At 72.7% G+C, this 21039-nt stretch carries 17 protein-coding genes and 1 pseudogene; 11 read left to right on the forward strand and 7 right to left on the reverse strand.

Annotated elements, in window-relative coordinates:
• Nucleotides 1-137: 137 nt before the first annotated feature.
• The 3 genes from ACFQS1_RS36935 to ACFQS1_RS36945 all read right to left on the reverse strand — a co-directional run bounded on the left by ACFQS1_RS36935 (nt 138) and on the right by ACFQS1_RS36945 (nt 5159).
• Nucleotides 138-2801 carry a TIM-barrel domain-containing protein gene (locus ACFQS1_RS36935; protein ID WP_378977035.1) on the reverse strand — a complete coding sequence of 888 codons (2664 nt, stop codon included), beginning with the start codon at nt 2799-2801 and terminating at the stop codon, nt 138-140.
• Between the two features lie 683 nt (nt 2802-3484).
• Nucleotides 3485-4066 (reverse strand): hypothetical protein, encoded by a 582-nt coding sequence (locus ACFQS1_RS36940; RefSeq protein ID WP_378977037.1) that lies wholly within the window; start codon nt 4064-4066, stop codon nt 3485-3487.
• A 562-nt stretch (nt 4067-4628) separates the two neighbouring features.
• The gene (locus ACFQS1_RS36945; protein ID WP_378977039.1) at nt 4629-5159 is read right to left on the reverse strand and encodes a hypothetical protein; all 531 of its coding nucleotides are present in this window, start codon (nt 5157-5159) and stop codon (nt 4629-4631) included.
• Here ACFQS1_RS36945 and ACFQS1_RS36950 point away from each other — a divergent pair.
• Together ACFQS1_RS36950 and ACFQS1_RS36955 are read left to right on the forward strand one after the other, a co-directional pair.
• A complete protein-coding gene (locus tag ACFQS1_RS36950; protein ID WP_378977041.1) occupies nt 5146-6345 on the forward strand; it encodes an FtsX-like permease family protein in 1200 nt (399 codons plus the stop codon). The two genes, ACFQS1_RS36945 and ACFQS1_RS36950, sit on opposite strands and share 14 nt — an antisense overlap.
• An 84-nt stretch (nt 6346-6429) precedes the next feature.
• Nucleotides 6430-8022 (forward strand): diguanylate cyclase domain-containing protein, encoded by a 1593-nt coding sequence (locus ACFQS1_RS36955; protein ID WP_378977043.1) that lies wholly within the window; start codon nt 6430-6432, stop codon nt 8020-8022.
• On the opposite strand, the pseudogene ACFQS1_RS36960 reads toward ACFQS1_RS36955, so the two are convergent.
• Nucleotides 7970-8140, reverse strand: a pseudogene (locus ACFQS1_RS36960) (MSMEG_6728 family protein); the annotation flags it as partial. The gene ACFQS1_RS36955 and the pseudogene ACFQS1_RS36960 overlap by 53 nt on opposite strands.
• 130 nt (nt 8141-8270) lie before the next feature.
• Between ACFQS1_RS36960 and ACFQS1_RS36965 the strand changes: the two are divergent.
• Complete coding sequence (locus ACFQS1_RS36965; RefSeq protein ID WP_378977045.1) at nt 8271-9686, forward strand: MDR family MFS transporter; 1416 nt, start codon at nt 8271-8273, stop codon at nt 9684-9686.
• A 51-nt stretch (nt 9687-9737) separates the two neighbouring features.
• Here the strand turns inward: ACFQS1_RS36965 and ACFQS1_RS36970 are convergent, their stop codons facing one another.
• From ACFQS1_RS36970 to ACFQS1_RS36980, 3 genes are read right to left on the reverse strand one after another with little or no spacing between them, the layout of a single operon-like run.
• Nucleotides 9738-10310 carry an HD domain-containing protein gene (locus tag ACFQS1_RS36970; RefSeq protein ID WP_378977047.1) on the reverse strand — a complete coding sequence of 191 codons (573 nt, stop codon included), beginning with the start codon at nt 10308-10310 and terminating at the stop codon, nt 9738-9740.
• Complete coding sequence (locus ACFQS1_RS36975; protein ID WP_378977049.1) at nt 10307-12337, reverse strand: S9 family peptidase; 2031 nt, start codon at nt 12335-12337, stop codon at nt 10307-10309. The genes ACFQS1_RS36970 and ACFQS1_RS36975 overlap by 4 nt, the downstream gene beginning before the upstream one ends.
• 50 nt (nt 12338-12387) lie before the next feature.
• Nucleotides 12388-13212: an alpha/beta fold hydrolase gene (locus ACFQS1_RS36980; protein ID WP_378977051.1), complete on the reverse strand. Its 825-nt coding sequence runs from the start codon at nt 13210-13212 to the stop codon at nt 12388-12390.
• A gap of 283 nt (nt 13213-13495) precedes the next feature.
• Here ACFQS1_RS36980 and ACFQS1_RS36985 point away from each other — a divergent pair, with 283 nt between their 5' ends.
• The 8 genes from ACFQS1_RS36985 (at nt 13496) to ACFQS1_RS37020 (ending at nt 20920) form a co-directional block, all read left to right on the forward strand.
• Nucleotides 13496-13987 (forward strand): hypothetical protein, encoded by a 492-nt coding sequence (locus ACFQS1_RS36985; protein ID WP_378977053.1) that lies wholly within the window; start codon nt 13496-13498, stop codon nt 13985-13987.
• A gap of 4 nt (nt 13988-13991) precedes the next feature.
• Complete coding sequence (locus ACFQS1_RS36990) at nt 13992-15122, forward strand: sensor histidine kinase (RefSeq protein ID WP_378977055.1); 1131 nt, start codon at nt 13992-13994, stop codon at nt 15120-15122.
• Nucleotides 15119-15760: a response regulator transcription factor gene (locus ACFQS1_RS36995; RefSeq protein ID WP_378977057.1), complete on the forward strand. Its 642-nt coding sequence runs from the start codon at nt 15119-15121 to the stop codon at nt 15758-15760. The genes ACFQS1_RS36990 and ACFQS1_RS36995 overlap by 4 nt, the downstream gene beginning before the upstream one ends.
• A gap of 91 nt (nt 15761-15851) precedes the next feature.
• On the forward strand, nt 15852-17819 hold the full coding sequence (locus ACFQS1_RS37000; RefSeq protein WP_378977059.1) for an MMPL family transporter: 1968 nt from the start codon (nt 15852-15854) through the stop codon (nt 17817-17819).
• Nucleotides 17820-17945: 126 nt separating this feature from the next.
• Entirely contained in the window at nt 17946-18455 is a 510-nt protein-coding gene (locus tag ACFQS1_RS37005; RefSeq protein WP_378977061.1) for a hypothetical protein, read from the forward strand.
• Between the two features lie 69 nt (nt 18456-18524).
• The gene (locus ACFQS1_RS37010; RefSeq protein WP_378977063.1) at nt 18525-19556 is read left to right on the forward strand and encodes an LLM class flavin-dependent oxidoreductase; all 1032 of its coding nucleotides are present in this window, start codon (nt 18525-18527) and stop codon (nt 19554-19556) included.
• Nucleotides 19557-19697: 141 nt separating this feature from the next.
• Nucleotides 19698-20306, forward strand: coding sequence for a ClpP family protease (locus ACFQS1_RS37015; RefSeq protein ID WP_378977065.1), 609 nt, complete (start codon nt 19698-19700; stop codon nt 20304-20306).
• Nucleotides 20303-20920 (forward strand): ClpP family protease, encoded by a 618-nt coding sequence (locus ACFQS1_RS37020; protein WP_378977067.1) that lies wholly within the window; start codon nt 20303-20305, stop codon nt 20918-20920. The genes ACFQS1_RS37015 and ACFQS1_RS37020 overlap by 4 nt, the downstream gene beginning before the upstream one ends.
• Nucleotides 20921-21039: the final 119 nt, after the last annotated feature.

The following is a 21039-nucleotide window of genomic DNA, read 5'->3' on the forward strand; positions in this document are numbered from 1 at the left end:
CACAACCGCCTGGTGACAAGAGGTCAGTTGCCTCGCGCGTGGGGGCGTGCCGGCCACCGGAAAGCGAACATCGCTCGAATTCGATCACGAACCGCCGGTGAGAACATCATCTTTGCGGAATTTTCCGCATCGGGAAGTCATACCGCACCTCGCAGGAACACCGGCATGGTGTCCAAGGTCGTGGTGACGGTGGCCGTCGTGCCGCCGGGATAGGTGCGGCCGGTGAAATAGTCCCTCCAGGTCGAGCCGGGCGGGAACCACACCGTGGTGGTGGCGGTGGCCCCGGGCGTCGTCACCGGGGCCACCAGCATGTCCGGGCCGTAGAGGTACTCGGCGCCGGCCGTCGCGTACGCCTCCTGCTCGCCGGGGTAGGCCAGGTAGAGCGGCCGCACGATCGGGGTGCCGGTGCGGGTCGCCTCGGTGGCGGCGCGATACGTGTACGGCTGGAGGGTCTTGCGCAGGTTCAGGAACTTCTTCGCCGACGCGTTCGCGGCCGGCCCGTACTGCCAGGGCAGGCGGTCGCTGTGGTTGGAGTGCAGGCGGTCGATCGGCTGGAACGTTCCGAACTGGACCCAGCGTGCGTACAGGTCGTCGGGGAGTTTGGTGCTGCCCGGCTCGGTGCCCGGCTGCTGCAGGCCGTTGGTGTGCCCGCCGATGTCGTGGCTGACCGCGGCCAGCCCGGTCGCCACCGACTCGCCGCCGGTGTAGCCGACCTCGAACTGCAGCGTCTCCCAGTTCGACGTGGTGTCGCCGGTGAAATGCAGGGTGGTCCGCTTGTCGGCCCAGGGCCCGGTCGGCACCGCCGTCGGGCTGCCGTATCCGCCGGACTGCAGCGACCCGTACGCCCGGGAGAACGCGAACCCGGTCTCGTCGGCGTACTTCTGGTTGATCCACGCGTCCGGCGTGACGTCGGCCTTCGACGACCGGGATCCGTCGCAGCACCAGTCCAGCCACCAGAAGTCGGGCTTGTTATACATGGATCGGTGCAACTGGAGGTAGGCGGCGAGCTGGTCGGGATCGCCCCAGTCGAAGACGTAGCAGTCGGCGCCGCCGTTGCAGCCGACCCGCTGCAGCTTGCCCTTGGCGGTGGCCTGGGCGGCGGCGAAGCGCGGGTCCGAGCCCAGGATGCTCGGGTGGATGTTGAAGCCGGTGCGCACTCCCCGGGCGTGCAGCCAGTCGACGAAGCCGTGCGGGTCGGGGAACTTCGCCGGGTCGATGGTCCAGCCGTTCCACCTGTCCGGCGACTTGAAGTCGGTGTCCACCACGAGCACGTCGAGCGGCACGCCCTCGGTGCGGGCCCGTTCGACGATCTGCTGGAAACCGGCGGCGGTGCGGTCGTAGTACTCGGAGTACCAGACGCCGTACGCCCACTGCGGCAGCAGCTTCGTCGGCCCGGTCAGCGTGGCGAGGTCCTGCAGACCCTGGGCGTAGCTCTGGCCGTACCCGAAAAGATAGCCGTCCTGATGCGTGAGCGAATCGTCCAGGAGCGACCACCCGTCCTGAAAAAGCAGGCCGGGCGCGGTCAGCGCCCCGCCGTCGACGCCGTCGAGCCCGCGCCGGTAGCCACCGAGCGGCGCGTGCGGGGCGAGCAGCGGCGCGTCCGCGGTGGTGACGGCCACCGTGTCGAGGTTGACGTTGCAACTGGCGTCGGTGGGACACCCGAGGGTCACCGTATTGGTTCCGGCCGTGAGGGAGACCGGGACCGACACCGTACGCCAATAGTCCCAGCCACTCGTCGGCGCTAGCGTGGCCGAAGTCCCGTTGACCGTGATGGTGCGCGACTGCACCGGCTGCGCGCCCGCCTTTCCGTTGGCGTAGCGGAGCTGCACCCGGTAGGTCCCCGCGCTGGGCACCCCGGTGACGGTGATGGCGTCGCCCGCTCCGGCGCGTTCCAGGCCGGCGAGGAACCCGCTCCCGGCGTACCCGTTATGGTCGTGAGCCGGCGCCGCGCCGCCCGCGAGTGACCCGGTCTCGGCCTCGCACAGCGTGCCGAAGGCGCACGGCTTCGGCGCCGGCACGGCCGGCGCCGGGAAGGCGTCGCCGGGCCGGACCACCGCGAGGCTGTCGATGTTGACATTGCCCGAGTCGGCCGCGGTGCGCGTCAGGGCGATCTCGTGCCGGCCGGCCGCGAGATCGAGCGAGGCGGTGGCGACGGCCCAGGTGTCCCAGCTTCCGGTGGGAGGCAGCGTTATCGTACGGGCTGAGCCGCCGTCCACCGTCACGGTGAGGGTGCGTGTGGTGTTCTGCCCGTCGCCGCCGGTGGCGTTGGCGTAGCGGAGGCTGAGCTGGTACGCGCCCGCGGCCGTGACGGCGAAGCGCAGCGAGTCACCGGTGGCCTGGAACCCCGCCGCGAACCCGGACCCGGTGTATCCACTGTGGTCGTTCGCCACCCCCGGGCCGCGCAGCGCGAGCGACTCGGCCTCGCAGAGCGTCGCGAGCGGACAGTCCGGCGTGGCGCGCCCGGCCCAGGGCGCGGCCTGCACGACCTGCCGGCCCGAGTTGAGACGCAGCGTCAGATTGTCGCCGGTGAACGCGCCCGAGCCCACCCGGTACCGCAGCGTCACGGCCCCGGTGTCGATCGTGAGCCAGCCGCCGGCGGTGGTGCTGGTGAACTTGGCCGGCGCAAACTTGTCCCGCCCGACCACGTTGAACGTGGCCGCGTCGGTGAACTTCCCGTCCGGCGCATACTCGGTGCGGATCAGCGTGGGCGAGAGGACTTGAAAGCGCGCGTTCCCCGACACCACCGCGGCGGCGCGATGCCCCCGGACCGGCGCCATCAGCTGCCCCGCAACCAGAACCACCGCGACAACCCCACGACCGAGCACGATGCGCCTCCCACGACGAGTCGACATCCGTCGATGACAACGCTGTCGCCAGGCGGTCATGGATGTCAATGGCCCAACAGCTCACCGGCGAAGATCGGCGCGTTGTCTTGTCGCGCCTGCCCCATCGCGCCCCGTCTTGGCCCGTCGTGGCCGCATCGTGGGCCCCTCGTGGCCGCGTCGTGGTGTCGTCGTGGCCGCGTCGTGGTGTCGTCGTGGTGTCGTCGTGGCCTCGTCGTGGCCGCGTCGACCCCGAGCCCGAGCTCACGGTGCCTTGCACGCCCGCCCCCTCGCGCCCACCGACCCCGGAGCCGCAGCCCCTTGCTGCGCCTGCCCCAACGCACCCATGGACCCGAACCCGAGTTCGGTACCCGGGTCAACCACTCCCACGGCGGCTGAAACACCGGCTCGCCTTCCCTGTCTATGCACGCAATGGGCATACGCCTCTCCTCCGGCCACGCGCCGGCTTGAAATTGGCATGATCGACCCGAGTTCCGGCCTTACCGGCGCATTCCCAGAGCTGAAATAATGGTGGCATGACGCAGCTGGCGCTATTCACCAGAGCACAATTGACGCAAATGCGTGACCGCACCCGCTCGCGCCACTATTCCCCAGCAGCCGAGGCGTTCCGCCAGGAGCACGCCCGGCATCGAGCGTGGGGCTTAACTCAACGGCACGCCCAAAAGCTCCGCCGCCAGCAAGCCGACGCCGTCCACCCAGAGGCGACCACCGCACCCCGGCCCGACCGGGCAGTCGCCGCCCCTTCGCCGGTGGCTCAGCGCTCCCACGCCGCACAGGTCCACCACTCCCGGCCGGCCGGCCAGGCCACACCCGGCGTGCCGCCCGCCAACTCCGTCCAGGTCGCGCAGCCCCTCCGGGTCGCGCAGCCCGTCCAGCCCACGGAGCCCGACCAGCCCGCGCAGCCCGACCAGCCCGCTGAGCCCGCCGAGCGCGCGCAGCCCGACCAGTCCGCGCAGCCCGCCGAGCGCGCGCAGCCCGACCAGTCCGCGCAGCCCGCCGAGCCCGCGCACCGCGACCAGCCCGCCGAGCCCGCCGAGCCCGCCGAGCCCGCGCAGCCCGACCAGCCCGCCGAGCCCGCGCAGCCCGCCGAGCCCGCGCACCCCGACCAGCCCCGACCAGCCCGCGCAGCCCGCCGAGCCCGCGCGCCGCGACCAGCCCGCGCAGCCCGACCAGCCCGCCGAGCCCGCGCACCGCGACCAGCCCGGCCAGCCCACGTGGGTCACCCGGCAGCACACGCCCTCCAACCCACGTCGGCCAGGTCCGCCAGACCCGCCGCTTCGAGCAGGCAGCGGAGCCTCGATCGGCAGTCGCGCGGCAGTCAGCAGTCAGTCCGTATTTGGCCGCGCCATGCATTCGGCAGCCAAATCAAGGCGATTCGGCGGTGTCTGTCGAATCCGCGGTTACCCGCACCCGAACGCGCCCGCCGACGCGGCACAAATCGTTTCGGTCCCCCAGCGCGAAAAACCGTTCTCCCCCCTGACGCGGTGCACCTCATTCCGGTCCGTCAGCGCGGCTCAATTCATTCCGCCCGCCGACGCGACACAACTCATTACCGTCGGTTCAGCGCAAGATCATTTCGTCGGGCGCGCCAAACTGACTCTTCCGTTCCGCCGACCTGATCGTCGCGAACCGCGAGATCAGCCACACCTACAAGGAGTTCGGCGGCGACGTCACCACGGCCACCGCCACCCTGCCCGAGGGCACGATCGACGCCGGGCTGGTCGCGAAATCCGCCAGGTGCCGGGGGTCACGGCCGTCGCCGGCGACGACCGGATCATCATCGACTCACCCCCGGCGATCGGTCATTCCTTCGACGTGTACGCCTTCACGGGCGGCCCGCCGCCGACCGCACCGCACCCCGACGACGAGATCGGCGGGCCGCCGGTCGCCGCGCCGCAGGCCGACGACGAGGTGGTGGCCGACATCCGGCTCGGCGCCTCGACGGGCGACCGTCTCAAGCTGGTGGTCACCGGGACGCTCAAGTCCTATCGGGTACGCGCGACCGTCGACACCGGGTCGCCGCAGGTGTTCTTCACCGGCGCGCAGGCGTCCCGGCTCTCCGCGCATCCCGGGCGGTACGACGCGATCGGCGTCCGCGCATCCGATGTGGACTCCATCGCACGGGCTGTCGGCGTCAAGACCTACGCGGGCGATCGGCGCGGCGACGCCGAGCAGTCGGCGGGCCTCGCCGCCCGCACCCTGCTCGTCGAGGCCGGCTCCGCGTTCGGCGGCTACGTGGTCATGCTGATCGTCTTCGTCGTCGCCGGCACGGTCGGGCTGTCGGTGCGGCATCGCCGCCGCGATGGCCGGCGCCATCGGGATGCTGTTTCTGTTCGTCGTCGCGGTGGCGCTGCTCGCCCCCTGGATCAACGCGTTCGCGGCCCGGCTGTTGACCCCGGTGCTCAACCGGGTGTGGCGGGCCAGCGGCTATCTGGCCGCGAAGAACCTGCGGGCCAACGCCCAGGGCATGGCGACCGTGCTGACGGCGCTGGTGCTGGCGGTCGGCCTCGGCGGGTCGATGTGGTTCCTGCAGAACAACCTCGCCCGGCAGACCACCACGCAGAACCGCGTGGGCACGCTCGCCGACCGCGTCGTGGTCGGCGGTCCGGCGTCCGAGATCCGCGCGCTCGGCGGCGTCGTGGCGGCGACCGGCATCCGGCGTACGTCTGTGGTGGTGAAGTCCTTCGACGGCATCGGAGCGGTCGGCGCGCAGGCGGTCGACCCCGCCGGGCTGGCCGCCACCATGGACCTCGGCGTGCTGGAGGGCAGCCTCGCCGCTCTGGGCCCGGGAACCGTGACGCTCTCGGCGATGCAGGCGTCCTCGTCCGGCTGGCACGTGGGCGACACGGCGACGCTGTGGCTCGGCGACGGCACCCCCGCCTCCCTGAAGGTCGTCGCCATCTACCGGCGCGGACTCGGATTCGGCGAGGTGACGCTGGCCAAGGAGACCGTCGCCGGGCATCTCCCGCGCGACGCCGACGACGAGGTGCTGGTGCGCACCGGCCCGGGCGGCGCGGCATCGCTGGCCGCCTGGAGCGCCGGGCACCCCGGCAGCGCCGTGCTCGACGCCGCCACCCGCACCCGGGTGATCGGCACCGACCTCGCGGTCAGCGCCTGGCTCAACCGGATGCTGATCGGCATCATGGTCGGCTACGCCGCATTGGCCGCCGCCACCACGATGGTGATGGCCGCGCTCGCCCGCCGGCGCGAGCTGGCCCTGCTGCGGCTGGTGGGGGTGGCCCGGCGGCAGATCCGCCGGATGGTCGGCGCCGAGCAGGCCGGGCTGCTCGGGACGGCGGTCCTGATCGGCGGGGCCGTCGCGGCGCTCACGCTCGGCTCGATCGTGCGGGCGCTGACCGGCAGCCCGATCCCCTACGTCCCGGCGCTGGGGTGGGTCACCGTGGTGGGCGGGACCCCCGCGCTCGCCCTGGTCGCCACGATCTGGCCGGTACGGCAGCTGCTCCGCACGCCGCCCCTCGAGCACATCGGCGTCAAGGAGTAAGCACCCCGCCCCTCGAGCACATCGGCGTCAAAGAGTAAGACCGATCCGCTCAGCTATGTGGCACGGCTGCCGATGTGCAACCGCATGGCCGAAGACCGGTTGATGGATCCCGTGGGCCGGGATGCCGTCCTTGCCGCCACCATTGCTCAGCACCCCGGCGCGTTCATCGCGGCGGTCTCGTCGACCGGGCTGTTCGTCCCGCTGCCGGACGAGCTGGCCGCCAGCGGTCTGCGCCCGATCGAGGGGCCGGCCTCGATGCTGGGGCTCGTGGTCGCCGACGACCAGCGCGCCGTCATCGAGACCTGGTCGCGGGCGCTGCACGAGGGCGTGGGCAACTGCCTGGTACGCCTGCTCGCCGCGCCCGAGCAGCAGGTACGGGTGCACTTCATCGACGTCACGCACCGGCTCGGCGTCTACGCCGCGCTGCTCACCGGCATGGAGGACCACTCCGCCGAGCTGACGCTGACCCACGATGACGTGCGACCGCGGCTGGTGACCGTGCGCAAGGACCAGACCGCGGTGATCGCCGAGGCCGGGCCCGAGGCGCAGGCGCTGCTCGGCTGGTCGCCGGCCGAGCTGGTCGGGGTGCGCAGCCTGGAGCTGGTGCATCCGGACGACCACGAGCGGGCCATCGCCAGCTGGATGGACATGCTGAGCACCCCGCCCGGCGCGGCCCGGCGGGTACGCCTGCGGCACCTGCACCGCGACGGGCACGCGGTCTGGTTCGAGATCACCAACCACAACCACCTCGCCGACCCCGACCACCCCGGCGTGGTCGCCGAGATGCTGGACATCTCCGACGAGATGGCCGCCCAGGAGGCCGTCCGCGCCGCCGAGCAGCTGATGCGCCGGCTCACCGAGACGCTGCCGCTGGGCATCCTCCAGATCGACGCGGAGCGCCGGATCACCTACCTCAACGACCGGGCGGCCCGCGGCCTGCGCGCCCGCACCGGCGACGTGCTCGGCGACCAGCTCGACGGGATCCTGCCGGCCGACCGGCCGGTCGCCGACGACGCGATCGCCGAGGTGCTCGGCTCGGGCGGCGACGTCGACGTCGAGTACGGCAGCCGCGAGCCCGGCCGGGGCGTGCGCCGGATCCGGGCCAGCCTGCGCGCGCTCACCGGCGACGACGGCACGGTGACCGGCGCCATCATCTGTCTCGCCGACGTGACCGAGGACGTACGCCTGCGCGAGGAGCTGCGGCACCGGGCCACCTTCGACCCGCTGACCGGCTGCCACAACCGCGCCGCGACGATGGCCGCCCTGCAAGAGGCGGTGGCGGAGTCCGAGGCCGGCATCGCGGTCGTGTTCCTCGACCTCAACGGCTTCAAGCAGATCAACGACCGGTACGGCCACGCCGCCGGTGACCAGCTGCTCACCCAGGTGTCGTCCCGCCTGCGCCTGGCCGTGCCGCCGCCGGGCGTGGTCGGCCGCATCGGCGGCGACGAGTTCCTGGTGATCCTGCACGACGTGCCCGGGCCGGCCGAGGCCGCGCGGATCGGCGCCGGCCTGCTGCCCGTGCTCGGCGAGGACGACGGCGGGGCGCCCCGCGCCAGCGTCGGGGTTGCCTGGTCAGCGCCGGGCACGGACACCCCCGACGAGCTCATCGCGCGCGCCGACGCCGCTATGTACGAGGCGAAGGCCATACATAGGGCAGGTCATCCGGCACATCGGTGAACACGTCGCGGTAGTAGGCGGCATCCTTGCGCAGCAGCGCCGACCGGTGGCTGCGGTGCAGGCCGGGATCGCCGAGCCACGGCGGCGCTCTCCCGGAAGCCCGGGTACGGCAGGAACGTCTGCACGCCACCACCGTGCCCGCTCGGAAAGCGGCAAAACGCCACCCTTAAGATGCACTTGCGTATCTTACGTACGCGACCTATCGTTGCCTCGTAAGATACATTCGCGCATCTTAAGGGCGGCGCTCGATGTCCACTTCCAAGATCGACCCCGGTGCGCTGCGCACCGCCATCGCGGTGATCGCCGGCGGCATCGCGGTCATCCTCGACTCCACGATCGTCAGCGTCGCGCTGCACGAGCTGTCCATCGACCTGGGCGCCGGCGTCGGCACGATCCAGTGGGTCAGCACGGCCTACCTGCTGGCGCTGGGCGTCGTCATCCCCACCGTCGGCTGGCTGCAGGGCCGCCTCGGCGCCAAGCGCCTGTGGACGGCGGCCCTCGTGCTGTTCCTGCTCGGCTCGGTGCTCTGCTCGCTCGCCTGGAGCGCACCCAGCCTCATCGCGTTCCGCGTGGTCCAGGGCCTCGGCGGCGGCGCGATGATCCCGCTGATGACCACGATGATCATGCAGGCCACCGCCGAGCGCGACCGCGGCCGGATGATGTCGGTGGTCGCGCTGCCGATCGCGGCCGGCCCCATCCTCGGTCCGGTGATCGGCGGCCTGATCCTCGGCGCCGGCGACTGGCGCTGGCTCTTCCTGGTGAACGTCCCGCTCTGCCTGATCGGCCTGGTCCTCGCCGCCCGGCTGATCCCGGCCGACGTCCCGGGCCGGCGCGGCCGCCTCGACCTGGTGGGCCTGGCCCTGCTCTCGCCGGCCCTGGTCGCGCTGCTCTGGGGCCTGTCCAACGTCAGCGGCGACGGCGGCTTCGCCCACCCCGACGTCCTGGTCCCGCTGGCGGGCGGCGCCGCGCTGCTGGTCGCGTTCGTGCTCTGGGCGCTGCGCCGGCGCGGCGCGGCGCTGGTCGACCTGGAGGTGCTGCGCTCGCGCTCGACCTGGGCCGCCACCGCGCTCATGTTCCTCTCGGGCGCCTCGCTCTACGGCGCGATGCTGCTGCTCCCGCTCTACTGGCAGCAACTGCGCGGCATGACCGCCCTCGGGGCCGGCCTGCTGCTGATCCCGCAGGGCGTCGGCTCGCTGCTGAGCCGCCCGGCCGCCGTGCACCTGCTCGAGCGCCTCAGCGCCCGCTGGGTGTCGGTCCTCGGCTTCGTGCTGGTCGGCGTCGCCACCGTGCCGTTCGCGCTGGCCGGCGCGCACACCGGCATCGGGGCGCTGATGGCGGCGCTGTTCGTGCGCGGCCTCGGCCTCGGCATGGTGATGATCCCGCTGATGACGGCGGCGTTCGTCGGCCTCGAGCGCGAGCAGGTCCCGCACGCCAGCATCGTGACCCGCATCGCCCAGCAGGTCGGCGGGTCGGCCGGGGTGGCTCTGCTCGCCGTCATCCTGGCCACCTCGGCGGCCGGGACGGGGTCGCTCACCGAGGCGTTCGACCGGGCGTTCTGGTGGACGGTCGGCTTCACCGGGGTGGCGGTGCTGCTGTCGTTCGTGCTGCCGGGGCGCGCCCGGGCGGCGGAGCCCCAGCCCGAGCTGGCCGGTGCCAGGTCCTGACCGATCGGCCGTGAAGGGAAACGCACTCCGAGCGCAGGCGACCACCGCGACTCAGCGGATCACGTGCCCATAGGCGGCCGCCATCGGCGCCAGGTCCGGCTCCCCGTACTCGGCGACCATCGCGGCGAAGGCCGCCGCCTTGTCCGGCCCGAAGCGGCCGATCTCCCGCAGATAGGTGGCCGCGGTGACGAACGCCGGCGGGCTGGTCTTGCTGTGGAACTTGTCGGCGTACATCACCAGCCGCTCCTCCGCGGTCTCCGCGACATAATCCCCCGGCGGCAGCGGCAGCCCGGCCCGCGCGATGTCGTCCCGAGTGATCCCCACCCCGGTGTGCCGCGCGCAGAACCGGCTCAGCGCCTCGGAGAACCCGAGCTCCCGCATGATCCCGTACCCGATGACGCCATGCCTGATATAGGGGCCGTCGAGGCGATAAACACCAATATCGTGTACGAGGCATCCGGCGCGCACCAGTCCGGCGTCGAGTGCTGGGCCGGCCAGCCCGGCCGCGATGCCGGCCACGATCTCGCAATGCGTGTACACCAGCTCGAAGGCGTCGGCGTCCGGCGCGAGGCGCTCGTGCAGGGCTCTGATCTCGGCGTCGCTGGGAAGGTGCACCCGAGTCATCCCAGCAGCTCGGGCCGCCGCCAGTCCTCCCCTCGCACGTGGTGGTCGAGGAACGCGAACACCGTCTCGTACCAGACCTTGGCGTTGCCGGGCTTGAGGATCCAGTGGTTCTCGTCCGGGTAGTAGAGGAACTTGTGCGGGCTGGAGCCATCCTCGTTCTTGGCCCGCGACAGCAGGTCCCACCACAGCCGCAACGCCTCGCCGATCGGGACGCGGTAGTCCTTGTCGCCGTGGATGACCAGCATCGGCGTGGTGATCGCGTCGGCCGAGCGGTGCGGCGAGCTCGCCTCCAGCCGCGGCGCGGTGAGCTCGCGCGCCCAGTAGAACGCCGCGTCGGTGGTGGTCATCATCTGGTCGAGCGCCCACAGCGAGGCGTGCGTGACGATCGCGTCGAACCGGTCGGTGTGCCCGGCCACCCAGTTCGCCATGTAGCCGCCGAACGAGCCGCCCATCGCGGCGGTGCGGCCGGCGTCGATGCCGGGGTGCCGCACGGCGGCGTCGGTCAGCGCCATCAGGTCGGTGAACGGCTTGTCACCCCACGCGCCCCAGCCGCGCTTGATGAACTCCCGGCCGTAGCCGGTGGACAGCGCCGGGTCGGGCAGCAGCACCGCGTACCCGTGCGCCACCGCCAGCCACGGGTTCCACCGCCAGGACCAGCCGTTCCACGAGCCCAGCGGCCCGCCGTGGATCCACAGCAGCAGAGGGCTCTCGCCGTCGCCTTCGGGCCGCGCGAGCCAGGCGCGCAGCGGCGTCCCATCGGCGGCCTCGGCCGCGATTTCCTCTAATTTCCCGGGTACGGCCACCGCGGGCGCCGGGCCGGGCAGCGGCTCGGCGTCGCCGGCCCGATCCAGCGGGATGCGGACCGGGGACGGCGGGCTGTCGACGGCGTTGCGCAACGCGTAGACCCAGCGGCCGTCCGGCGAGACCCGGATGTCGCCGTACGCGCCGCGGTCCTGGGTGAGCCGGGTGACCTCGCCGGTCGCGGCGTCGACCCGCCACAGCGGCGCGCGCCCACGGTCGTCGGCCGTCACGATCAGCGCCGCGCCGTCCGGCGTCCAGCGGGCGCCGTACGGATATCTGTCCCAGCCCGCGGTCAGGTCCTCCGCCTCGCCGCCGGCGATCGGGACGAGCGCGAGCCACTCGTCGCCGGGATCGTCCAGCGTGGACCGCCGGTAGACGACGACCGCCACCTTCGTGCCGTCCGGCGAGACGCGCGGCTGGGCGTACTCGTGGCCGGGGTCGTCGGCGAACACCCGCCGCTCGCCGGTCGCCACGTCGATCGCCACCAGCGTGGGCCGCTCCGAGCCGCCGCGCTCGGCCACGGTCCACACCGCGACCACCGTGCGGCCGTCGGGCGTGATGTCCCACCCGTACTCGTCGCTCAGCGCCCGTCCGGCGTGCCCGGTGAGGTCGCGCAGCTCGATCGGCTCGTCGCCGCCGGGCAGCTCGCCGCCGGGCAGCTCGCCGGCGATCAGGCGCGGCCGGTCGGGACCGAGATCCTGATCCCAGAACCGGATCGGATATCCCTCGTGCAGAATCGCCGAGACCCCGGCGTCCGTGCGCTTCTTGCGCAGCTCGGCGTCGGCCTCGAGGCCCCCGGCCGACGGCAGCAGCGCCGAGCCGGCCACGATCGTGCCCGACTCGCTGATGACCAGCCCCTGCACGCCGCCGCGCGGCTTGGCCACCACCCGGGCGTCGCCGCCACCGGCCGGCAGCAGCCACAGCGCCGGCCGGGTTTCGTCGTCGTCCGCCGGGTCGGGCTCGGGCCGGGCCGAGGTGAACAGCAGGTCGCCCGCGGGCGTGAAAGCCGCTGCCGTCTCGCCCTTGGCGCTGCGGGTGAGCCGCCGCGCCGGACGCTCCCCGGCCGGGTCGACCTCCCACAGCGCGGTGGCGTAGCGGGTGTTCTTCCGGTCGGGCGTGCCCACGCCGACGACGAGCCGGCGCCCGTCCGGCGACAGCCACAACCCGCCGAGGCGGGGCAGCCGGACGTACGCGTCGAGGTCGCGAAATGCATCGGTGGCGCTCACCGAGCCTTTCTACACCCGGACGCGGACGCCCGCCGCCCGGCCGCGGTCGGTCAGCCCTTGATCCAGTCGAGGATGTCCTGGTCGAGCCGGTCCTGGTAGTCGCCCTGGATGCCGTGCGGCGCACCCTCGTAGACCTTCAGCGTGCCGCGCTTCACCAGCTTGATCGCCTTGTACGCGGCGTCGGCGATCGGCACGATCTGGTCGTCGTCGCCCTGCGCGATCAGGATCGGCACCTCGAGCGCCTTGAGGTCCTCGGTGAAGTCGGTCTCCGAGTACGCCTTGACGCAGTCGTACGCGGCGGCCAGGTTGACCAGCATGCCCTGCCGCCAGAAGTCGTCCTTGTCGCCCGACGAGACCGCGCGGCCGCGGTTGGCGCCGAAGAAGCTCTCGGTCAGGTCCTTCCAGAACTGCGACCGGTCCTTGAGCACCGCGGCCCGGATGCCGTCGAACACCTCGATCGGCAGGCCGTCCGGGTTGGCGTCGGTCCTGAGCATGAGCGGCGGCACGGCGCCCGCCGTGACCACCCGGGCGACGCGGCCCTGCGGCTGGCCGTACCGCGCGGCGTAGCGGACCACCTCGCCACCACCGGTCGAGTGGCCGACCAGGACCACGTCGTGCAGATCCAGCGCTTCGACGACCGCGCTCAGGTCTTTCGCGTACGTATCCATGTCGTTGCCGGAATAGGTCTTCTCCGACCGGCCGTGCCCGCGCCGGTCGTGCGCGACGGCCCGGTACCCGGCGTCGGCGAACCTCTTCAGTTCGACCTGCCAGGCGTCCGAGCTGAGCGGCCACCCGTGGCTGAACACGATGGGCTGCCCGGTGCCCTGCTCGGTGTAGTAGATCTGGACTCCGTCGGCTGTGGTGATGTACGGCATCGCGACGTTCCTTTCCGATGCGAGAAAGCTGCGGACGCGACCCTGCTGCCCGGCCGGCCCGCACCACGAACGGAAACATCTCCCTGCTCACATCGCGGTTTCGGGCCCGGGCCGGTAGGGCTGTCCCCCACTGGCCCCTGGTCGGCGCGGGTGCGTTCCACCGCGCGCCGCGGGTCTTTGTGGGCCGGCTCACGCCGCGCCGCGCACCGCCGGAGGCAAGCACCAACCCGATTGCCACCCGTGGGTGGTACGCGGATCCGGCGCCGGCGCCCACTCTCGACGCATGACCACGATCACGCTGACCAACCTCGGCATCGGCCTGGGCCTCATCGCGTACATCTGCTCCCGCCAGCTGTCCTGGCGCGCGGTCGACCCGGCCCGGATGTGGAAGCTGCCGCTCGTGCTCGGCGCCGTCGGCATCGTCGCGCTGGCCCGGCAGACCACCACGATCCACCCCGCCGACGTGCTGATCCTGACGTTGTCCGCCGCGTTCGCGCTGGCCTCCGGGGTGGTCATGGGGCGGATCGCCCAGTTCCGTCCGGCCCCGGCCGACCCCGGGATGATCGAGAGCCGCACCGGCTGGCTCGGCGTGGGCATCTGGGTCGGTCTGGTCGCGGTCCGGGTCACGCTCGATGTGGTGGGCCACCGGATGGGTTCCGCGGTGGCCGTCTCGACCGGCTCGATCCTGCTGTTCCTGGCGCTCAACCGGGCCGCGAGCGCGTTCGTGATCTCGGCGCGCCAGCCGCGCGGCGCCACGCGGGTGGCCGGAAGATAGACCCGTGCCCTCCTATCCGGCGCGCCGCCCGTGGGCGGTGATGCTCAACCTGCTGGGCGTCGTCATCGTGGGTTTCGACCTCGCCCAGCGGTCGCTGCACGACGCGCCGGCGGCACTGGCGGTGGCGGCCTGGGCGGCCTGGTCACTCTGGCCGCCGGCCGTTCTGCTGCCGGAGCGATGGGTACGCGTCCGCACCGCCCTCTACCTCGGCATGATCGCCGGTGGCTCGCTGGCCGGGGCCACCACCGACGTGGTCGCCTTCGTTCCGGCGGCCATCGCCCTGCTCGCCCTGGCCGGCGCCCCCGTGGTCCCGCTGCGCCTGGTCGGGGCGGCCGCCGCCGGGTCGGCCCTGCTCGCCGGGCTGAGCCTGCTGGTCGAGCCGGCCAAGCCGGGCGCGCTGGTCGGCGTGGTGTCGCTGCTGTCCATCGCCGGCTTCGGCGGCATGAGCCGGCGACAGCACCGGACAACCGAGCAGCAGGCGCGGGCCCTGCTCGAGGAACGGCTCGCGGTCGAGCAGGAACGCGCCCAGGTCGCCGCGCTGACCGAGCGCTCCCGGATCGCCCGCGACCTGCACGACGTGCTGGCCCATTCGCTCGGCGGGCTGGTGATCCAGCTGGAGGCGGTCGACGCGCTGCTCGAGTCGGGCCGGAGCGACCAGGCCCGCGACCGGGTCCGGGCCGCCCGCAAGCTGGCCGTCTCGGGCCTGAACGAGGCGAAGGAGGCGGTCACCGCGCTCCGCGAGCCCGACGAGCCGCTCTCCGCCGTGGTCGCCGCCCTCGCCGACGCGCACCGCGCCCTGGGCGGCCAGATCGCCGTCCGCGGCGACGCCGACCGCGGCGCCCTGGAGGCCGCGTCCCGCACCGCCGTCCGGCGCGCTGTGCAAGAGTTGCTGACGAACGCCCGGCGGCACGCCCCCGGCGCGGCTACCACCCTGGATCTGGACTGGGACGACACCATGCTGACCATCACCGCGACCACCCCGGCGGTCCACGGTGCGGGCGACGCCTCGCCGGGCGGTGGGCACGGCCTGGCGGGCATGCGCGAGCGCGTGACCGAGGCGGGCGGCACCATGGCCGTACGCGATGGGCCGTCCTTCGAAGTTGTGCTGCGCCTGCCCGGAAGGTCGGCGAAGTGATCCGCGTGCTGGTGGCCGACGACCAGGCGACGGTACGCGACGGGTTGGTCACCCTGCTCGGCCTGACCGAGGGCGTCGAGGTGGCCGGCGACGCCGCGGACGGCGCGGAGGCGGTGCGCCTGGCCCTGGAGCTGCGGCCCGACGTGGTCCTGATGGACCTGCGCATGCCGGTCCTGGACGGCGCCGGCGCCACCGCCCGCATCGTGGCCGAGGCGCCCGGCACCGCGGTGCTGGTCCTGACCACCTACGCCGACGACGACTCCCTCGCCGGCGCCCTGCGCGCCGGAGCCCGCGGCTACCTGACCAAGGACGCCGGCCGCGCCGAGCTCGCGGCGGCCGTCCGGTCGGTCGCGTCCGGGCAGGCCACGTTCGCCAAGGAGATCGCCGACCGGCTCGTGCGCGGCTTCACCGAGGCGGCCCCGCAGCCCGGCCTGCGCGAGCGCTTCCCCACCCTGACGGCGCGCGAGGCGGACGTGCTGGAGGCCATCACGCTGGGGCACAACAACGCCCGGATAGCGTCCGAGCTGTTCCTGAGCGTGGCCACGGTGAAGAGCTACATCAACTCGATCTTCGCCAAGCTCGGCGCGCGGGACCGCGCCCACGCGGCCGCCATCGCCCTGGGCCGCTCGGACGCGTAATTCCCACCCGGGCTCCCACCCGTGGGTGGTGCTCGGCCTCGACGTCCGTGACGAGCATCGACGGCGACTTCCAAGAGAAAGGGAGATCGCCGTGGCTGCGATTCTTTCCCGGGTCGGCGCGTTCTGCGCCCGGCGCCGGTGGCTGGTGGTGGGCGCCTGGGCGGTGGTGCTGGTGCTCGCGGTGGGGCTGGCCGCGCGCTTCGCCGAGCCGCTCGACACCAAGCTCACCGTCTCGGGGCTTCAGTCGACCGAGACGCTCGATCAGGTGGACCGGGAGTTCGGCGGCGGGGGCGGCGGCGGGCGGGTGGTCGTGGCGGCGCCGGCCGGGCACACGCTTGCCGAGTACCGGACCGCGCTGGCCCCGCTGGGCACGCGGCCCACGGTCGCGCCGGACGGCCGGATCGGCTATTTCACCGTCGCGACCGCGCCGGCCCCGAGCGTGCTCGATCAGGTGCGGTCGGCCGGGCTCGAGGTGGCGGAGTCGTCGGAGCTGGCGCCGCCGCCGGGCGGGAGCAGCTCGCCGGGGATCGGGCTGTTGATCGCGCTGGTGGTGCTGCTGGTCACGTTCGGCTCGCTGAGCGCGGCGGGGCTGCCGCTGCTGACCGCGGTGCTGGGGCTCGGCATCTCGCTGGCCGGGCTCTACGCCGTCACCGCGGTGGTGTCGGTCAACTCGGTGGCGCCCACCCTGGCGATCCTGCTCGGGCTCGCGGTCGGGATCGACTACGCGCTGTTCCTCATCGATCGGCACCGGCGGCAACTGCTGGGCGGGAACGAGGACGTGCGTGCGTCGATCGCGCTGGCCACGGGTACGGCGGGGTCGGCGGTGCTGTTCGCGGCGGTCACTGTGATCATCGCGCTGGCCGGGCTGGCCGTGGCCCGGGTCGGGTTCCTCACCGAGATGGGGCTGGCCGCGGCGGGGGCTGTGCTGGTGGCGATGCTGATGGCGCTGACCCTGACCCCGGCGCTGCTGAGCCTGGCCGGGCGGCGGGTGGTCGGACGGCGGTGGCTGCCGGCGCCCAAGGTCGCGCCGCGCTGGGTGGGCGTCGTCGTGCGGCATCGAGGCGTCGCGGTGACGCTGTCGGTGCTCCTGCTCGCCGTGCTCACGGCGCCGGTGCTCGGGATGCGGCTCGGGCTGCCCGACGACGGCAGCGACCCGCCGGGCGCGACCGACCGCCGGGCCTACGATCTGATCGCCGAAGGGTTCGGCCCGGGGGCGAACGGGCCGTTGCTGGTGCTGGCCGAGTTCGGCGGCACGCCCGACCCGGGACCGCTGACCGAGCGGCTCGCGGCGGTGCCGGGGGTGGCGCGGGTGCTGCCCTCCGGGGTACGCGGCCGCGATGCCCTGCTCACCGTCGTACCGGAAAGTGGTCCCTCGGATGCGGCGACCGCGACCCTCGTCGCCAAGCTGCGGGAGCAGCGGCTGGTGCCCGGAGTGACGCTGCTGGTGACCGGACAGACGGCGGTGGCGATCGACATCTCCGACCATCTGCGCGACGCGCTGCCCTGGTATCTCGCGCTCGTGGCCGGGTTCGCGTTCGTGCTGCTGATGGTGGTGTTCCGGTCGATCCTGATCCCGCTCAAGGCGGTGCTGAGCTTCCTGCTGAGCCTGGGCGCGGCGCTCGGGTGCACGGTGGTGGCGTTCCAGTGGGGATCCGGGCCGCTGCTCGGCTTCCTGCCGACCATCGTGATCGGCGTCCTGTTCGGACTGTCGATGGACTACGAGATGTTCCTGGTCTCGGGCATGCACGAGGAGCACCGGCGGGGCGCGACGCCGCCGGAGGCGGTGGCGACCGGCTTCGGGCGCGGCGCGAAGGTGGTCACCGCGGCGGCGCTGATCATGATCGGCGTGTTCGGCGGCGGCGTGGCCGGCGGCGACCCGGTGACCCGGCCGATCGCGTTCGCGCTGGCAGCCGGGGTGCTGGTGGACGCGTTCGTGGTGCGGCTGGTGCTGGTGCCGGCGGCGATCTCGCTGTTCGGGCGGGCGGCGTGGTGGCTGCCGCGGCGGCTGGACCGGGTGGCGCCAACCGTCGACGTGGAAGGGGCGGCGCTCGCACGCTGATGCCGGCCTGCCGCTTCGGCGGGCTTGGCCGGCCTGCCGCTTCGGCGGTTTCGCGGCGGGGCATGCCGCGTGGCGGCAATGATCGTTAGTTGCGATGGAAGCGCAGGCCAAGGTCAGGAGTCGGACATGTTCCCCCAGCTCGCCGCCGCCGCGGCCCTCGCGGCCGGCCTCGCACCGGCGCCGGTGACCTTCGATCCCGGCACGAACTCGGGTTACGTCGGCGCGGGCGCGATCCGCGAGGCGTTCGGCTGGTCCCCGGCGACGCTGACCGCGCGGGCGGCCGGCGTCGCCTTCCAGCACGGCTTCCGGGGCGAGGACACCTACGCGGTCTCCTGCGGCGGGCGCCCGTTCCGGGTGGTGCACCCGCACGATTACGGGCATTACGAGCTCAACGTCACCGTGAAGCGGGCCAGTTCCGGCTATCGCGACGTGACCGGCTTCCGGATCCGCGGCGCGTACGCCGGGATCTCGGGCACCAGCCCGGCGCCGTCGCCCGGCGACCCGTGCCCGCAAAAGCACGCCGGCGGCTCGAAGGTCACCAGGTCCGCACGGGTGGCGTCGGTCACCACCTGGACGCTGACCGCGATCTGGCAGGACGTCCACCGCCAACTGCTGGTGCGCAAGTCGCGGGCATAACTTCGCGGTCCTCCGCGTTCGACGTGCCGAATCGCATGATTGACATGTCAATTACAGGAGGACGGCATCATGAGTGATCTCGAGCTGGGTCTCGACACCTTCGGCGACGTGCCGGTGGACGACTCCGGCGTACCCGTCTCGCAGGCCGCCGCGATCCGGCAGGTCGTCGACGAGGCGGTGCTGGCCGACGATCTCGGCGTCGACGTGATCGCCCTCGGCGAGCACCACCGCCCGGAATACTCCATCGCCACCCCCGAGACGGTCCTGGCCGGCATCGCCACCCGCACCCGGCGCATCAAGCTCGCCTCCGGCGTCACCGTGCTGAGCTCGGACGACCCGGTCCGGGTGCACCAGCGGTTCGCCACCGTCGACGCGCTGTCCCACGGCCGCGCCCAGGCGATTCTGGGCCGGGGCTCGTTCATCGAGTCGTTCCCGCTGTTCGGGTACGACCTGACCGATTACGACGTCCTCTTCGAGGAGAAGCTCGACCTGTTCGTGAGGCTGCTCGACGAGCAGCCGGTGACGTGGAGCGGCACCACGCGGGCGGCGCTGGACAACGCGGACGTGTTCCCCAAGACCGAGTCGGGCCGGCTCGACACGTGGGTCGGCGTCGGCGGCTCGCCGCAGTCGGTGGTGCGCACCGCCCGGCACGGCCTCCCCCTGATGCTGGCGATCATCGGCGGGCAGCCCGACCGGTTCGCGCCGTACATCGACCTCTACCAGCGGGCCGCCGAGCAGCTGGGCACGGTCGCGCATCCGGTCGGCATGCACTCGCCCGGCTTCGTGGCCGACACCGACGAGGAGGCCAAGGAGCTGTTCTACCCGGCGTACAAGGTGATCCGGGACCGGATCGGCAAGCTGCGCGGATGGCAGCCGCTGCGGCGTGCTGAGTTCGACGCCGAGGTCGCGTACGGGTCGCTGTACATCGGCTCGCCCGACACCGTGGCGCGCAAGATCGCCAAGGCGGTCCGGACGCTGGGCGTGGGTCGCTTCGACCTCATCTACACGGCCGGGGCGCAGAGCGTCAGCGCGCGCAGCCGGGCCGTGGAGCTCTTCGGCACGAAGGTCGCGCCGATGGTGCGCGAGCTGGTCGCCGAGTGAGGTTTCCGCTGGCCCTGTCCGCTGACGCGTTTTTCTGCTGACAGCAGGGCCCTGTCTGCTGATGGCAGATCGGCTTGGTCCGGAGCTTCCGCCCGCCCCAAGGTGGATCCAGAAGTTCCGGCCCAGCACGAGGGAGACATCATGCAGACACCCACCGGGGTGCCGGTCGACGATCAGGTGGTCGCGCGGCTGTTGCATCAGCGCATCATCGTTCTCGGCGCCGAGGTCGACGACCCGGTCGCCAACCGGCTGTGCGGCCAGTTGCTGCTGCTCTCGGCCGAAGACCCGAGGGCCCCGATCAGCCTGTACATCAACTCGCCCGGCGGCTCGGTCAGCGCCGGCCTGGCCATCTTCGACACCATGCGCCTGATCCCCAACGACGTCAGCACGCTCGCCCTCGGCCTGGCCGGCAGCATGGGCCAGTTCCTGCTCACCGCCGGCACGCCGGGCAAGCGCTTCGCGTTGCCGCACGCGCAGATCCTCATGCACCAGGGTTCGGCCGGCTTCGGCGGCACCGCGGCCGACGTCGAGATCTACGCCGAGCAGCTCGAGCGGATCGGCACGCTGCTGCTGCGGCTCACGGCCGAGCACACCGGCCAGCCGTACGACACGGTCGAGCGCGACAGCCGGCGAGACCGGTGGTTCACCGCCACCGAGGCGCGCGAGTACGGCCTCATCGACCACATCCTGGACAGCGTCGACGACGTGCGTCCGGCCATGACCCGCGAGCCGATGGGACTGGGCGTATGAGCCAGTACACGATCCCCACTGTCATCGAGAAGACCGCGACCGGCGAGCGCGCCTTCGACATCTACTCGCGGCTGCTGTCCGACCGCATCATCTTCCTCGGCACCGAGATCGATGACGGCGTGGCCAACGTCGTGATCGCCCAGCTCATCCACCTGGAGTCGAGCGGCGAGCAAGAGATCGGCCTGTACATCAACTCGCCCGGCGGCTCGTTCAGCGCGCTCACCGCCATCTACGACACCATGAATTTCGTACGCTGCGACATCGCCACCATCTGCGTCGGCCAGGCGTCGTCCGCCGCCGCGGCCCTGCTCGCCGCGGGAACCCCCGGCAAGCGGTCGGTGCTGCGGCACGCCAAGGTGACCCTGCACCAGCCGTCCAGCCAGGCCCGCGGCACACTGCCCGACCTGGCCGTGGAGGCCAAGGAGGTGGCAAAGGTCCGCGCCGAGATGGACCAGATCCTGGCCGACCACACCGGCCACCCGGTGTCGAAGATCCGCGCCGACACCGATCGCAGCATGACCTTGACAGCAGCCGAGGCGGTCGCCTACGGCCTGGCCGACAAGGTCATCACCCGACGGGAGGCCCGAGCATATCGCCTGGACAGCGCCGCCTGACCCGGCCCCGCCGGCCGGCAGCGCGGTCGCGCGTCAGCCGGGCCGCCCGCCAGCGCGATCGTGCGCCAGCCCGGCCGTGCGCCAGCCCGGCCGTGCGCCAGCCCGGCCGTGCGCCAGCC

This window comes from Paractinoplanes rhizophilus (assembly GCF_042664765.1).
Lineage (GTDB): Bacteria > Actinomycetota > Actinomycetes > Mycobacteriales > Micromonosporaceae > Actinoplanes > Actinoplanes rhizophilus.

Coding starts and splice junctions, on each gene's coding strand:
- ACFQS1_RS36980 (WP_378977051.1), bottom strand. CDS start 13,212: ATGCCGTACATCACCACAGCCGACGGAGTCCAGATCTACTACACCGAG.
- ACFQS1_RS36945 (WP_378977039.1), bottom strand. CDS start 5,159: ATGGCGCCGGCCATCGCGGCGGCGATGCCGCACCGACAGCCCGACCGT.
- ACFQS1_RS36970 (WP_378977047.1), bottom strand. CDS start 10,310: ATGACTCGGGTGCACCTTCCCAGCGACGCCGAGATCAGAGCCCTGCAC.
- ACFQS1_RS36985 (WP_378977053.1), top strand. CDS start 13,496: ATGACCACGATCACGCTGACCAACCTCGGCATCGGCCTGGGCCTCATC.
- ACFQS1_RS36950 (WP_378977041.1), top strand. CDS start 5,146: ATGGCCGGCGCCATCGGGATGCTGTTTCTGTTCGTCGTCGCGGTGGCG.
- ACFQS1_RS36955 (WP_378977043.1), top strand. CDS start 6,430: ATGGCCGAAGACCGGTTGATGGATCCCGTGGGCCGGGATGCCGTCCTT.
- ACFQS1_RS37015 (WP_378977065.1), top strand. CDS start 19,698: ATGCAGACACCCACCGGGGTGCCGGTCGACGATCAGGTGGTCGCGCGG.
- ACFQS1_RS37010 (WP_378977063.1), top strand. CDS start 18,525: ATGAGTGATCTCGAGCTGGGTCTCGACACCTTCGGCGACGTGCCGGTG.
- ACFQS1_RS37020 (WP_378977067.1), top strand. CDS start 20,303: ATGAGCCAGTACACGATCCCCACTGTCATCGAGAAGACCGCGACCGGC.
- ACFQS1_RS37005 (WP_378977061.1), top strand. CDS start 17,946: ATGTTCCCCCAGCTCGCCGCCGCCGCGGCCCTCGCGGCCGGCCTCGCA.
- ACFQS1_RS36965 (WP_378977045.1), top strand. CDS start 8,271: ATGTCCACTTCCAAGATCGACCCCGGTGCGCTGCGCACCGCCATCGCG.